This is a genomic window from Paraburkholderia sp. RCC_158, assembly GCF_041355255.1.
GTDB lineage: Bacteria > Pseudomonadota > Gammaproteobacteria > Burkholderiales > Burkholderiaceae > Paraburkholderia > Paraburkholderia graminis.
In genome coordinates this window covers 264,258-278,360 of sequence record NZ_JBFUPM010000006.1, presented here as the reverse complement: position 1 = coordinate 278,360, position 14,103 = coordinate 264,258, and the positions used below count along the sequence as shown (strand labels likewise).

12 protein-coding genes are annotated in these 14,103 nt (G+C 64.3%); 9 read left to right on the top strand and 3 right to left on the bottom strand.

Going from position 1 to position 14,103, the window contains the following annotated elements; translation table 11 throughout:
* The first annotated feature begins 39 nt into the window (after positions 1-39).
* A complete protein-coding gene (gene hpaH / locus AB6809_RS14985; RefSeq protein WP_029966310.1) occupies positions 40-843 on the top strand; it encodes a 2-oxo-hept-4-ene-1,7-dioate hydratase in 804 nt (267 codons plus the stop codon).
* Between the two features lie 8 nt (positions 844-851).
* Positions 852-1,655, top strand: a complete 804-nt coding sequence (gene hpaI, locus AB6809_RS14980; protein WP_029966314.1) for a 4-hydroxy-2-oxoheptanedioate aldolase — start codon at positions 852-854, stop codon at positions 1,653-1,655.
* A gap of 33 nt (positions 1,656-1,688) precedes the next feature.
* On the opposite strand, the gene AB6809_RS14975 is transcribed toward hpaI, so the two are convergent.
* Positions 1,689-4,022, bottom strand: a complete 2,334-nt coding sequence (locus tag AB6809_RS14975) for a bifunctional diguanylate cyclase/phosphodiesterase (RefSeq protein WP_029966315.1) — start codon at positions 4,020-4,022, stop codon at positions 1,689-1,691.
* Positions 4,023-4,114: 92 nt separating this feature from the next.
* Positions 4,115-5,383: a DUF2252 domain-containing protein gene (locus tag AB6809_RS14970; protein WP_006049311.1), complete on the bottom strand. Its 1,269-nt coding sequence runs from the start codon at positions 5,381-5,383 to the stop codon at positions 4,115-4,117.
* A 394-nt stretch (positions 5,384-5,777) separates the two neighbouring features.
* On the opposite strand from AB6809_RS14970, the gene AB6809_RS14965 reads away from it, so the two are divergent.
* From AB6809_RS14965 to AB6809_RS14950, 4 genes are all read left to right on the top strand, one after another.
* A complete protein-coding gene (locus tag AB6809_RS14965) occupies positions 5,778-8,480 on the top strand; it encodes a response regulator (protein ID WP_029966316.1) in 2,703 nt (900 codons plus the stop codon).
* Between the two features lie 209 nt (positions 8,481-8,689).
* Entirely contained in the window at positions 8,690-8,950 is a 261-nt protein-coding gene (locus AB6809_RS14960) for a hypothetical protein (protein WP_029966318.1), read from the top strand.
* Positions 8,951-9,255: 305 nt separating this feature from the next.
* Positions 9,256-9,498 carry a hypothetical protein gene (locus tag AB6809_RS14955; protein WP_029966321.1) on the top strand — a complete coding sequence of 81 codons (243 nt, stop codon included), beginning with the start codon at positions 9,256-9,258 and terminating at the stop codon, positions 9,496-9,498.
* Entirely contained in the window at positions 9,498-10,415 is a 918-nt protein-coding gene (locus AB6809_RS14950) for a formate/nitrite transporter family protein (RefSeq protein WP_029966322.1), read from the top strand. Before AB6809_RS14955 ends, AB6809_RS14950 begins: the two co-directional genes overlap by 1 nt.
* Positions 10,416-10,450: 35 nt before the next feature.
* Here AB6809_RS14950 and AB6809_RS14945 read toward each other — a convergent pair whose 3' ends face one another.
* The gene (locus AB6809_RS14945; RefSeq protein WP_029966323.1) at positions 10,451-11,701 is read right to left on the bottom strand and encodes an arsenic transporter; all 1,251 of its coding nucleotides are present in this window, start codon (positions 11,699-11,701) and stop codon (positions 10,451-10,453) included.
* Positions 11,702-11,999: 298 nt separating this feature from the next.
* Here AB6809_RS14945 and AB6809_RS14940 point away from each other — a divergent pair, with 298 nt between their 5' ends.
* From AB6809_RS14940 to AB6809_RS14930, 3 genes are all read left to right on the top strand, one after another.
* Positions 12,000-12,563 carry a YceI family protein gene (locus tag AB6809_RS14940; protein ID WP_107709079.1) on the top strand — a complete coding sequence of 188 codons (564 nt, stop codon included), beginning with the start codon at positions 12,000-12,002 and terminating at the stop codon, positions 12,561-12,563.
* A 60-nt stretch (positions 12,564-12,623) separates the two neighbouring features.
* Positions 12,624-13,202 carry a YceI family protein gene (locus AB6809_RS14935; RefSeq protein WP_029966325.1) on the top strand — a complete coding sequence of 193 codons (579 nt, stop codon included), beginning with the start codon at positions 12,624-12,626 and terminating at the stop codon, positions 13,200-13,202.
* Between the two features lie 159 nt (positions 13,203-13,361).
* Complete coding sequence (locus tag AB6809_RS14930) at positions 13,362-14,069, top strand: hypothetical protein (RefSeq protein WP_370882132.1); 708 nt, start codon at positions 13,362-13,364, stop codon at positions 14,067-14,069.
* Positions 14,070-14,103: the final 34 nt, after the last annotated feature.

The window sequence follows — 14,103 nt, the reverse complement described above, 5'->3', positions numbered from 1 at the left end:
AGCCGGCACACACTCATAGCGGCTCAATAGAGAACCATCATGCTAGACCAACAAACTATTCGCGAACTCGCGGCGCAGCTCGATCATGCGGAGAAGACGCGCACGCAATTGCGCCACTTTTCCGCGGCGTATCCGCAGATGACGGTCGAAGACGGTTACGCGATTCAGCGCGAATGGGTGAAGCTCAAGCTCGCCGAAGGCCATGTAATCAAAGGACGCAAGATCGGCCTCACGTCGCGCGCAATGCAACGCTCATCGCAGATCGACGAACCCGATTACGCGCCGCTGCTCGACAGCATGTTTATCGAAAACGGCCAGGACATTCGCGCGGATCGCTTCATTGCGCCGCGTGTCGAAGTGGAACTGGCGTTCGTGTTAAGCAAGCCGCTCAAAGGCCCGGGCATCACGCTATTCGATGTACTCGACGCCACCGCGTACGTCACGCCCGCCGTTGAAATCATCGACGCGCGCATCGAGCAGTTCGACCGCGGCACGCGCGCGCCGCGCAAGGTGTACGACACGATTTCCGACTTCGCGGCCAATGCGGGCATCGTGCTCGGCGGGCGTCCGGTGCGTCCGCTCGATGTCGATCTTCGCTGGGTCGGCGCACTGCTGTATAAAAACGGCGCCGTCGAAGAAAGCGGACTCGCGGCCGCAGTGCTCAATCATCCGGCGACGGGCGTCGCGTGGCTCGCGAACAAGATTGCTCCGTACGACGAAATGCTCAACGCAAACGACGTGATTCTGAGCGGCTCGTTCACGAGCCCGATCGCCGCGAAGGCGGGCGACACCTTTCACGTCGACTATGGTCCGCTCGGCGGAATTGGTTTGAATTTCATTTGAGTGCGCACATGTCCTTGCCGCAAAACACATTCAAGCGCGCGCTGCGCGAAGGCACGCCGCAATTCGGCTTGTGGGCCGCGCTCGCCGATGCCTACGTGACCGAGTTGCTCGCCACCGCCGGGTTCGACTGGCTGCTGATCGACAACGAACACGCGCCGAACGACGTGCGCAGCACGCTCGCGCAATTGCAGGCGGTGGCCGCGTACGCATCGCATCCGGTCGTGCGGCCGGTGCGCAGCGACAGCGCGCTGATCAAGCAGTTGCTCGACATCGGCGCGCAGACTTTGCTTCTACCGATGATCGACACCGCCGAACAGGCCGCCGATGCCGTCGCGGCCACGCGCTATCCGCCGCACGGCATTCGCGGCGTGGGCAGCGCATTGGCGCGCGCGTCGCGCTGGAACCGCGTGCCCGATTACCTGAACCGCGCCGCCGACGAACTGTGTGTGATCGTGCAAGTGGAGACGGTGCAAGGCATGGACAATCTGCCGGCGATTGCAGCGGTCGACGGCGTCGACGGCGTTTTTTTCGGTCCTTCGGATCTGAGCGCGTCGATGGGTCTGCTCGGCAAGCCGGGCGATAGAAGCGTGCGCGAAGCGATTCGCGGCGGCATACAAACCGTGCGGCGTGCGGGCAAGGCTGCCGGTGTGCTCGCGCCGGATCGCGCGATCGCCGACGAGTATCTTGCGGCAGGCGCTACGTTTGTCGCGGTCGGAACGGATACGGGGTTGTTGAGCCGCGCGGCGTCGGATCTGGCCGCGTCGTATAAAGGCCAAGCTCAGACGGATGCGGCCGTGAAAGGCGGGTACTAAAAGCGAGCGAGCGGCCGACGATCTAAACGCCGCTCACTCCCCCGCCGGCCAGGGCAACCCTTGCGCCGACCAGTCCAACTCCACCCCAATCACCGAGCGCTCATCCGCGAACTGCGCCGCAAGCGTCACTGCAATACACGGTCTTCCACTCGCGAGCGAAAGATAAGGATTACTGGCAATCGCCACACCCGGCAGCAGCACGGCATTGCGATAATACGGCCGATGATCCCACCGCGCATCGCGCGGATTGGCCACCGGATGCAGCGACGCGCCTTCCATGCTCCACGCCGGCCCCGGCACTTCCGGGCCGACCTGCCGGCCGGAATCGTCGAGAACAAAGCAGCTCACACAACGCTCGAACGACGCAAGTGCAGCGAACGCGCGCTCCATCGCGGCCCCCGCGTGCAGCGCGTCCGCAGCCTCGCGCAGCGCGAGGCGATACGGCTCCACCACAGACTCGAACAACGCATGCTGATGTGCGCGGCCTTGCGCGATGACATCGAAAGCATCGTCGATTCGCAAATGCACCGAGCCTGGCGGCGCGATCTCCGGCGCGGGCCGCCCGAGCAGATAACCTTGCGCGAAGTCCACATTCGATTCGACCGCGAGTATCAGTTCCTCGGTCGTCTCCACGCCCTCCACCACGACTAGCATGCCCGCCTGATGCAGCAGCGACACGAGCTTCGGCAAGATCGGCTGCTCGGTGCCGTGCCCGGTCGCGCGTATCAGTTCGCCGTCGAGCTTGACGATGTCCGGACGGATGCGCAGCAGCCGGTCGAGGTTCGATTGACCGGCGCCGAAATCGTCGACGGCAATCAGGAAGCCGTGCTCGCGGTACAACGCCGCCGCGCGCGACATCTCGTCGACGCTGCCGCCGTGCGATTCCAGAATCTCGAGGATCACCTGCTCCGGCGCGAGCCCCACTCTGCGCACGATCCCGGTGAGTTCATCGGCATAGCCCTCGGCGACGAAAGTGGCCGGCAGAATGTTGAGGAAAAGCCAGCCGTCCGAGGGCAGCGACGCGCGCGCGTTCGCCAGATGCACGGCATGACTCGCGCGGTCGAGCACCCCTTCGTCGTTGGCGGGCTTGCGCGCGAACAGCACCGCGGGCGGCAGCAAGGTGCCGTCGTCGAGTTCGCCGCGCAACAGCGCCTCGAAGCCGACCTGCTTCTGATGCGACAAACTGAAGAGCGGCTGAAAGTGCGAGGTCAGGTAATAGTCTTCCCATTTATGCCGCGAGCCGCCGGCGCCCGCTGTGCCGCAGGCGTCCTCGATCAGCAGTTGCAGCGGCGCGTCCGGCACCGGCCGCTCGGCGCACACGCGATTCCTGCCGGATTGCTTCGCGCGCAGCAACGCTTCGTCGGCGCGATCCAGCAGGACCATGATGTTTTCGTCGCCGCGATGCTCGGCCACGCCGAAGCTCGCGGTCAGATGACCGTCCGGGCGTTCGAGCGCGGCAATCGCGCCGCGCAGCCGCTCGGCAAGCCGCAGCGCGCCGGCAAGTCCATCGCAGGACAGCACCGCGAATTCCTCGCCGCCGATCCGGCTCACACTGTCGCCGCGCGTGGTTTGCTCGAGCAGAACCTGGGCGACCTGGCGCAACGCGAGGTCGCCCACCGCATGACCGAACCTGTCGTTGAGCGACTTGAAATTGTCGATGTCGAGAAAAATCGCGCTGGCCTCGCCGCCGCGCGCGAGTTCGGCGAGGCGCCGCTCCGCCTGCGCGACGAACGCACGGCGGTTTTGCAGGCCGGTCAGCGGATCGGTCGCGGCCAGTTGCGCGAGCTGATCCTCGAGCAGAAAGTGATTGCGCCGGAACCCGTAAAAACCGAAATGAAAGACGACGGCGGTCGGCATGCCGATCGCGGCGATCCACATCCACACGACCACGTCGACGTCGGCCGTGTGCGGCGCGGCGGGCAGCAAGCCGATCGCCGCCGCATAGAAAAGCGCGCTGCCGACCACGAAATGCGTCGGCGTCAGCCACAGCGGCGCGGCGCAAACCGGGATCACGACCATCGCCGGCAAGGTCCACAGCAACGGCTGCTGCACGCCCGCCACGTTCAGCGCGAGACCGGCGACGAGCGTCAGCGAGAAGGCCACGCCGATCGCGCCGAACGTCCACGTCGATTTCGCGAGCGGAATGGCCAGCACCAGCAAAGCCAGCACGAGCGCGCAGCCGAGCCGGTACGCGAGCGGCTCGGCGGGTCCGGCAACGAGGCCGCGCGCCGCCACCAGACAGAGAAACGCGACGACTGTGAACGCCATCGTCACCGTCGAAAGCGGGCGCTGATGTTCAAGCGAGCGCTGGTGAAAGCGCTGGCGCAGGCCGGCATCGGCGGAGTGCTGCGGCGAGGTCAGGAGCATAGGAAGGGCTAGCAGGCGGGTCCGGTCACTCTACCGATGTATATCGGCAATCATCGGACGAATATTTAGCCCTTCGTGAAAATAACCGCGCTTCAGCCCTCGCCGACGCCCGTTGCGTATTTGCGGCAATGCTCGAGATAGCCGGCCGCGTGAGTGCTGACCAGTTGGACGATGCTCTTCCACAGCCAGCCGGGCGCATCCAGCGTTTTCGAGCGGTTCTTGCGCAACTCGGCCAGCCATGCCTTGCGTTCGGCGAGGTCCATCTGCCGCGCGTGCGCCTTGCCGACCACGAGCGCGAGAAAGCGCGCCGCCCTCGTCGCTTCGTCGCGGGTCAGTTGCTCGATGGTCAGCTTCATGTCCTGCGGCAGCAGTTCGCGCAACACGACGGGGCGGTCCGTGAGGCGCGCGGGCCTCATCCGTTCGCCGAGCGATGGCGACAGATGCCGCGCGCCTTCCACCACGCGCTCGGCGTGATCGCGCGGCATTCTCACCCCCGAGCAGCGCGGCGCCGCGGCCTGCGCGGCTTCCTTGATGTCGACGAGGCATAGGTCGTCGCCGTCGGCCGCGGCGCCGTCGATGTCGAGCAGCACCGCGTAGCGCAACCGTCCGAGCGAGCTGCAGCCCTTGACCCAGTACGCGGCGTCGAGCACCTGGACTTGCGCGTCGGCGCCCGCCCCGCGCAATGCGGTCGCGAGCGCTGCGATCGACCTGGTCCTGCACAGCTTGTCGATCTCGCGGCGCTCGGTTTTGTCGAGCGGCCAGAAACGCGAACCCAATGGAATATACGGCTCGGCGTCGTCGATACGCTCTTCGGCGAGATGACGCCACGTACGATGGATCGCCTCCTTCATCACGACGCGTACCGCCTCGGGTTTTTCCGCGTGAATGTCGGCCTCGCCCGCGGTTTCGTCGAAGGCGCGTTCATAGCCGTCGGCGAGCGCTTCCATCATGTGGACGATCGTCACGCCGGGCAGATCGGAGCCGCGCGCGGCCGTCGCAAGCGAGAGCCCGAGGCGAATCAGATCGTGCGCGGGATTGCCGATCACCGTCTGATCGAAGTCGCGCATCTGGATCTCGACGCGCCCGTAGGCATCCGCGACCGGCCCGATGTTGCCGGTATGGCAATCGCCGCAAATCCACACCGCCGGACCTTCGGGCAGCGCGTGGCCCTCGATGCCGTCGAGCCACTCATAGAACCGGCTCGTGCTGCCGCGCACATACGCATGCGCCGAGCGCGCCATTCTCGCGTTGCGGCGCGCGGTCAGGAGCGGCTGCCGGCCGTCGGCGCGAGGCATTTTCCTGGAACGCTTGCTGGGAGATTTCTTCGCCAGCTTGCTGGTTGCGACGGGCTTCTTCGGCATCGTACGGTCCGCTCTTATCGATCTGCGAAGCCGGCGACATTCGCCGTCGCCAGCGCTCGCGGCGCGCATTCGTCGCGCGCGCGTGCACTCGACATCCAGCAGAAAACGAGCCTATCGCATGAAGGATTCTGTAAGGACGCGCAGCGCAACAACGACCATCGCGCGAACGATGAACCGCCGCAAAAGCAAACACGCAAAGGCTCGCTTCGACAGAAATGCGCATGCGCTTATTGCCGCTTTCGAATGCGCGCGCGAGCGGCGCAGGTAAAACTTGCGAGCGTTTAAGGTGCGCGCGCAACTAAACGGCATACGCGGCGTATCGGCCCTTTACGCGGAGAATGTGAAACGGCAGACTGGACACCCACCTCATTAACGCGATCTCGTGGAGCGACGCATGCCCTTTCCGGCACAAGATCATGGCTGTACAGGCTGGAGCGGCGAAATGGCGCGGCGCATCAGTGAATTCGACTGGGCGGCGACCGGCGTCGGCGCGATCGCGGACTGGCCGCGCAGCCTCACCGCCACGGTGCAGTTGCTGCTCGCTTCGCCGGTGCCGCTCGTGCTGCTGTGGGGCCGCTCCGGCTACATGATCTACAACGACGCCTACGCGGTTTTCGCGGGCGGACGGCATCCGTATCTGCTGGGATGCCCAGTCGAAACAGGCTGGCCCGAAGTCGCCGAATTCAATCGCCACGTCATGACTACGTGCCTCGCGGGCGGCACGCTCTCGTATCGCGACAAGGAACTCGTGCTGCTGCGTGAAGGCAAGCCCGAGGACGTGTGGATGGACCTCTACTACAGCCCCGTCGCCGACGACAGCGGCGCGCCCGCGGGCGTGCTGGCGGTCGTCGTCGAAACGACTGGGCGCGTGCTGACCGAGCGCTGGCGGCAACGCGCCGAAGCGGAGCTGCACGAGACCAACGAACGTCTGCAACTCGCGCTCAATACAGGCGCGGTGCTCGGCACTTGCGTCGTCGACATGCAGACCGGAAAGATCACCGGCGACGAGCGCTTTGCCCGCACGTTTTCGTTCTCCGTCGAAGAAGCGGCGCGAGGCGTCGACCACAGCGCCGCGGCCCGAATGATTCATCCGGACGATCAGTCGCTGCTCGAACGCCTGAGCGCGGATGCGCTGCAAGAAGGCAAGCCGTTTCGCGCCGAGTACCGGATTCGCCGCCCTGACGGCGACTATGTGTGGGTGCAGGCAAACGGCCAGTGCGAGTTCGACGAACACGGTCAGCCGACACGCTTGCCGGCTGTGCTGATCGATATTCACGAACGCAAGATCGCCGAACAGTCGCTGCGCCAGTTGACCGAGACGCTCGAACAGCGCGTGGCCGACGCGGTCGCGGCGCGCGCGCTCGCCGAAGAACAACTGCGCCAGGCGCAGAAAATGGAAGCGATCGGCAGTCTCACCGGCGGCGTTGCGCACGACTTCAACAACGTGCTGCAAGTGATCAACGGCAACCTGCAGATGATGGCCGCCGACGCGAGCGGCAATCCGGCCACGCTGCGCCGTTTGTCGGCAGCGACCGACGCGGTGAAGCGCGGCGCGAAACTCGCCGCGCATCTGCTTGCGTTCGCGCGGCGCCAGCCGCTGTCGCCCACTGTGCTGAACCCGCGCCGCCTGCTTGCCGGCATGAGCGAGATGCTGCATCGCGCGCTCGGCGAAACCATGCGGATCGAAACCGTATTGAGCGACCATTTGTGGCACGTACAGGTCGATCGCAACCAGTTGGAAAACGCGCTGCTCAATCTCGCCATCAATGCACGCGACGCGATAAAGGCCGACGGCACGCTCACCGTGCGCGCCGCGAACCGCGTGCTGGACGCAGCGTTTTGCAGCGACAAGCCGGAGCTTTCGCCGGGCGAATACGTGGTGTTTTCCGTCACCGATACCGGCGCGGGCATGCCGCCCGACGTGCTCGAGCATGCGTTCGAACCGTTCTTTACGACCAAGCCTCACGGTCATGGCACGGGCCTGGGTCTCAGCATGGTGTTCGGCTTCGTGAGGCAGAGCGGCGGGCATACGCTGATCGAAAGCGAGTTGGGGCGCGGCACGACGGTATCGCTGTTTTTCCCGCGCTGCTGCGAGCCCGAAACGGCCGAAGCCGCCGATGAAACCAGCGCGCCGGTGGGCGGCGGCGAAACGGTCCTCGTGGTCGAGGACGATGCCGACGTGCGCCTGACCGCCGTCGAAATGCTGGTGCAGCTCGGCTATAAGGTGCTGACGGCGTCGAGCGGCGACGCGGCGCTCGAATTCATCGACAGCGATGTGCCGATCGACCTGCTGTTCACCGACGTCGTCATGCCCGGCAAGATCAAAAGCGTCGAGTTGGCGCGGCGTGCCGCGGCCCGCTCGCCGTCGGTGCCGACGCTGTTCACGTCGGGCTACACGCGCGATGAGATCGTCCACCACGGCAAGCTCGACGCGGGCATCACGCTGCTGTCCAAGCCCTACCGCCGCGACGATCTCGCGCGCAAGGTGCGCGGCGTGCTGCGCGCCGCCGCCGGCGGAGCTGGCGGCACGGCGGCTGTCGGCAAGATGACGGATCGCGAAATCGCCGCTTGTGTGCCGAGCGTTGCGTATGATCCGGCGAGTGGCGATGCGTCGGGCGTCGCTACGTCGGGCGTCGATGCGCCGGGCCTCGCCACGCCGTTGACTCCAACACCCAAGGCAGCCGCAAACGAGAGCGAGTCCGCATCGACCGACGCGCCCGCGCGCTCGCCGGCTCATGTGCTGCTCGTCGAGGACGACGCCGATTCGCGCGAGGCGCTAAGCTGCCTGCTCGGCGCGCTCGGGCTCGATTGCACGTCGGTCGGCAGCGCCGAAGAAGCGCTGCCGCTGCTGCCGGCGCAGCGCTACGACATTCTGTTCACCGACATCACGCTGCCCGGCATGTCGGGCGACAACCTCGCGCGCGCCGTGTTGCGCGAGCAGCCGGATGTGCAGGTGCTGCTGGTGTCCGGCTATGGCGCACAGGCGCCGATCGGCGAGCGCATCCCCGGCGCGCGACTGCTCGGCAAACCCTTCGACCTCGCGCAACTGCGGCGCGAACTGGCGCAATGGGTCAATCCGATCGAAGCGGCATCGTAACGCCGGCACGGCCACGCAAGCGATGAGCTTTTAGCCCCATGCCGCGGAATGCGGCATATATTGTTTTATATCGATGCAAGCACACACGGCGCGAAGTGCGCGACACCTGCGCGCCCTGGTATGATGCCGGGCACGCCTGTTCCGCTGTCGAATGGGCGCCTTGCGAATGGGCGCCTTGCCCTCCGCCGCTTTTTGTCACGAGAGTCATCATGCCTGCTCAACACGACCCCGCCGCCAGCCCGAGTCCCGCGAAGGCGACGCGCAAAGAGCTGTCCATTACGGTGCGCAATCTTCTGATGGTGGCCGTCGGCGTCATCGTCTTCGCGGCGGTCGCGGGCGTGGTGCTGTATGAGCCGATTGCTTACGGCGACGCCATTCCGAACTTCGGCATCATTCTGATGCTCACGGTGCCGGTGATTGCGGGCGTGGCGTTTCGCGTGGGGCTGGATGCGTGGCTGGATAGGCAGTAAGCGTCATCGCGACGTGAGTTAGCCACGCACTGCCAGTGGCAGTAGCCAATTCCTTCGGCAACATAACCGCAACTTCTAATCGATCTCCCTCGCGCGGGTAGATTCCGCGCGTTGCGTCACCTCCTTGCGCCATCTCCTTGCGTCACCTCGTTGCGCCATCTCAATGCGCCGTTCCAGCGCGCAGATCAGACTTCCCAATCCGACCTTCCGGCCGCACTCCCGTTGTCCTGAAGAATCGGGGAACGCCACTTGCTCGTACATTATCGCCGTCCACCTTTTTTGTCGCCTCTTATCGGATACGCCAGATGAGCTACCAGAACCTGGACAACGAGATCGCCCATCTCGAGCGGGTGTTCGGGCGGATCTCGGTGAATGACGCGATTCCGCTTTCGTACTGGGACAGTCGCTTGCGGATGCTGGCGAATGCGCCGCTCGTGCCCGCGCAACAGGCGCGGCTCGCGCGGCTCGAAGCCACGCTTGCCGCGCTGCGGGAGCCCGAGGAAGCGGTCTGCGAAGCGCCCGGCCCGCGCCCGAAGGATGCCCGCTGATGACCGATGCCACGCGCGAAGAGCAACGGCAGTCATCCGCCGAATCGACGGAATTCGCCGGCAACGACGTCCCGCGAGCCCAGGACGCCGGCGCCGATTCCCCGCATCTGAACGAGGGCGAGCAGGATCAGGCGGCGCATCACACCGCCCCGCACGCGCTCGTGCTGCATGAGATCGTCCGTGAAGAGGGCGAAGCTGCACTCGAGCGGACGATTGGCGCGCTGATCTGGTCGTCGCTCGCGGCCGGGCTTTCAATGGGCTTTTCGTTTCTCACGCAAGCGGTGCTCGAAGCAGGACTGCCGGATACGTCATGGCGTCATCTGGTGTCGAGCTTCGGTTACTCGATGGGTTTCGTGCTCGTCATCATGGGACGGCAGCAGCTTTTCACCGAAAGCACGCTCACCGTCGTGCTGCCCGTCTTGACGCGGCGCGATCCGAAGACGCTGCTCAAAGCCATGCGTCTGTGGGCCATCGTGCTGTTCTTCAATCTCGTGAGCACATGGATTTTCGCCGCGATGCTGCGCATTCCCGATGTGTTCGCGCCCGCCGTGGTGCAGGCATTCGGCGAGGTGTCGCGCGCCGCCGTCGGTTCCGAACATATGCTGCCGACGATGGTGAAAGCGGTTTTCGCGGGCTGGCTGATTGCGTTGATGGTGTGGCTATTGCCGAGCGCGCGTTCGGGCCGCCTGCTGACGGTGCTGCTGATTACCTATGTGGTGGCCGTGAGCCATCTGTCGCACATCATCGCCGGATCGACGGAAGTGGCGTATGCGTTTTTCAGCGGCGACGCGAGTCTGCGCGATTATTTTCTGCGCTTCCTCGTGCCGACGCTCGTGGGGAATACCGTGGGCGGAATGTCATTGGTCGCGCTGCTGAATCACGCGGCGATCGCGCCGGAAATCAACGGTCATCGCTGACGTATGAAAGCGGCGGCGCCGTGATCCACGGCGCGTCAGCCGATCAGAATGCGTGCGCCGAGCGCGAGCACCAGCGCCGGCAGCATCACCACGACGCCCACCTTCAGGAACTTCATGAAGCTGACGTCCTCGCCTTCGCGACGAATCGCGTTGAGCCAGAGGATGGTCGCGAGCGAGCCGGTGATCGACATGTTGGGCCCGAGATCGACGCCGATCAGCAGCGCGTCGATCACGCGCTCGGGACTATGCGCCTGCATCACCGTCGAACTCGCGATCAGGCCGGCCGGCAAATTGTTCATCAAGTTGCTGCCGATCGCGATCGCCATGCCGGCCCAACCCGCCGTGCTCGCTTCGTTGTGCGCGGCGCCCTCCTGCGTCAACGCGGCCAGCATGCGGATTACGCCGGTATGGTCCAGCATTTCGACGAGCACGAAGAGCGCGGCCACGAGCGGCAGCACGCTCCACGATATTTCGCGGATCATCGGCAACGGCGATTTGCGCTCCTGGATCAACACGACGATTGCGGTCAACGCACCGAGTATCGCCGTGGGCAAGCCCAACGGAATATCGAACGCGGATACGGCCAGCAGCACGACGGCCGTCACCGCAATGCCGGCCAACGCAACGCGTCCACTCGACGAGAGCCGCAGCGGTTCGAGATTCGCCTCGCAGATGCCGGCAAGCGCGTCGCGCTGCGTCCAGCGCAGCAGCACGTAAGTCGCGCCGATCGACAGCAGCGACGGCAACGCGAAGCGCATCAGCCACGGCCCGAGCGCGGGCGTGTGGTTGCCGTACAGCACGATGTTGGCCGGGTTCGAGATCGGCAGAACGAAGCTCGCCGCGTTGGCAATGAACGCGCAGACGAAGAGCAGCGGCAACGGATCGGTCTTCGCTTTCTTCGCGGCGGCAAACACCGCGGGCGTGAGCACGACCGCGGTGGCATCGTTCGAAAGAAAGGCGGTGATCACCACGCCGACCAGATAGACCAGCATGAAGAGCTTGCGCGGCGAGCCTTGCGCATGATTCACGGCGAGCACGGCGACCCAGTCGAACAGCCCTTCGCGGCGGCCGACTTCGGAGAGCAGCATCATGCCGAACAGAAACAGATAGACGTCGGTGCCCTTGCCGACGGCTTCCATCGCGAGATGCATCGGCAGCAGCCCGAGCGAGACCAGCAGCACCGCGCCCGCCACCGCCCACACTGCCTCGGGCCATTTGAAAGGCCGCGTGATAACGCCGGCTGTCGCGAAGGCGGCGATGCCCCATGAAAGGAAAATCGAAGTCAAAACTAACGTCCTGAATGATGGTTGTACGTGGGCCGTGCCCGGTGCGCAGGATAACCCAACTCGGTTCGGCCTCCGCCGTTCGTCGGTGCGCGTTGCAACGCGCAGGCCCGGACGGCATTAACGTCATCCGTAGAACGATGTGTTCTCTCGCATCCGGCTATTCGGTTCTTCTTGACATCCCTATCATTCGCAGTCAGCGCGGCAACGGCTTGCTCGCCGATTCGCTACGGACTGTTGGCAATCAAATTCCCCACTGTGTGCAATGAACGCGCATGGGTTCGATAGGATGCGTACCACCATGAAAACGATACTTCATCACTCCATCCTGGCGGGCGCCGCCGCGCTTTCGCTGTTCGGCGCGAGCCTCGCGCATGCCGACGTCGACACCAGCAAAAGCACCGTGATCGCGACGACGAAACAGATGAACGTGCCCGTCGACGGCAAGTTCAGGAAGTTTTCGGCGCAGCTATCGTTCGATCCGGCGAAGCCGACGGCGGGCAGCGCGAACGTGTCGATCGACACCGGCAGCTACGACCTCGGCGCCGACGACTACAACAAGCAGGCGCAAGGCAAGGAGTGGTTCGACAGCGCCGCTTACCCGGCCGCTACCTTTGTTTCCAGCGCGATCGCGCCGGCGGGCGGCAACCAGTACAAGATCACCGGCAAGCTGACCATCAAGGGCAAATCGCAGACGGTGGTCGTGCCGGTCACCATTGCAAGCCAGGGCTCGACGCAAACCTTCGACGGTTCATTGCCGATCAAGCGCTCGCAGTTCGACGTCGGCACTGGCGAATGGAAAGACACGTCCGTCGTCGCCGACGAAGTCGTCATCAAGTTCCATCTCGTCGCCTCCAAAAAGTAATTAGAAACCCGAAACAAATCATCAAAGCGCCGTAGCGCTTTTCAAAACCTGGAGAACATCTTGAAGAAGCAATTCCTGCTCGCCGCCGGCGCTCTCGCCGCCGCCCTGTCGTTCAACGCAATGGCCGCCGACACGTATCAGCTCGATCCGACGCACACGGCCCCGAGCTTCGAAGCGGATCACTTCGGCGGCGTGTCAATCTGGCGCGGCAAGTTCAAGAAAAGCACGGGCACCGTCGTGCTCGATCGCGCGGCGAAAACCGGCACGGTCGATGTGACCATCGACATGAGTTCGGTGGACATCGGCAACGACAAGCTCGACGCGGAACTGGTCGGCGAGAAGTTCTTCGACGTCGCGAAGTATCCGAGCGCGACCTACAAGGGCACGCAAATCCGCTTTGAAGGCGACAGGCCGGTGGAAGTGATCGGCACGCTGACCATGCATGGCGTGACCAAGCCGGTGAATCTGAAGATCGAGTCGTTCAAGTGCTTCGTGAACCCGATGCTCAAGCGCGAAGTGTGCGGCACGGAATCGACGGCGACGTTCAACCGCGACGATTTCGGCGTCGACTTCGGCAAGACGTACGGCTTCAAGATGCAGACCACGCTGCATATTCAGGCTGAAGGCATCAAGCAGTAAACCTCGTTAAGGCGGGCGCCGCTGCGCGCCCGCCATAGTCGCTATTTACGCGGCATTATTTCCGCTTTCCCGACGACGCCGGACTTGAGCCGGAAGAGCCACCGAAATCGCCCGCTTTTCATGCATTTGAACTGCGCGCGCAAATCGTAAAGTCCCCGCATGCAATTGATTTTTGTCGGGAGACAAGCGGTGGTGCAGGTGAAACGGCAGGTAAAAAATGCGGCGCTGGCCGCGGTCGCGGCGATGGCGGGGTTGGTCGCATTGACTAATACGGCGCACGCGCAGGAGATTTATGCGCACGGCGGCACGCTCGGCGCGGGAATCGGCGCCGCGTTGCCGCTCAATTCATGGACGGGCGTGCATGCGGAATTCGAAGGTCTCGGCTTCTCGCATTCGGTCAACGTCAATGAAAACGAGTACGACGGTCACCTGAAGCTGCTGCAAGGCGGCCTTTATCTCGACGTGTTCCCTTTCCGCTCGAGCGGTTTCCGCCTGACGGCCGGTGCGCTCATCAACGACGACGAACTCTCGGCGCACGCCGTGCCGAATGCGCAAGGCAACTACAAGATCGGCGACGACTACGTGCCGGCAGTCGGCCCCGCGCCGTCGGCCACGGTCACGCTGCCGCGCGTGATGCCTTATGTCGGCATCGGCTACGGACACAAGCCGGTCTCGAAGGGCTTCGGTCTGACTTTCGATGTCGGCGTCGCGTATGGCCGTCCGCGCACGCACTACAACGTGCCCGCGATTTATTCGATGTTCACGACGCAAGCGAATATCGACGAGCAGGAACAGAAGATTAATGACAAGGTCGAGCGGTATAAGTTGTATCCGGTGGTGCAACTCGGTGTGAGTTATCGGTTCTAGACCGCGCTCGCCGGCACTCCCGCGGCCGACCAAG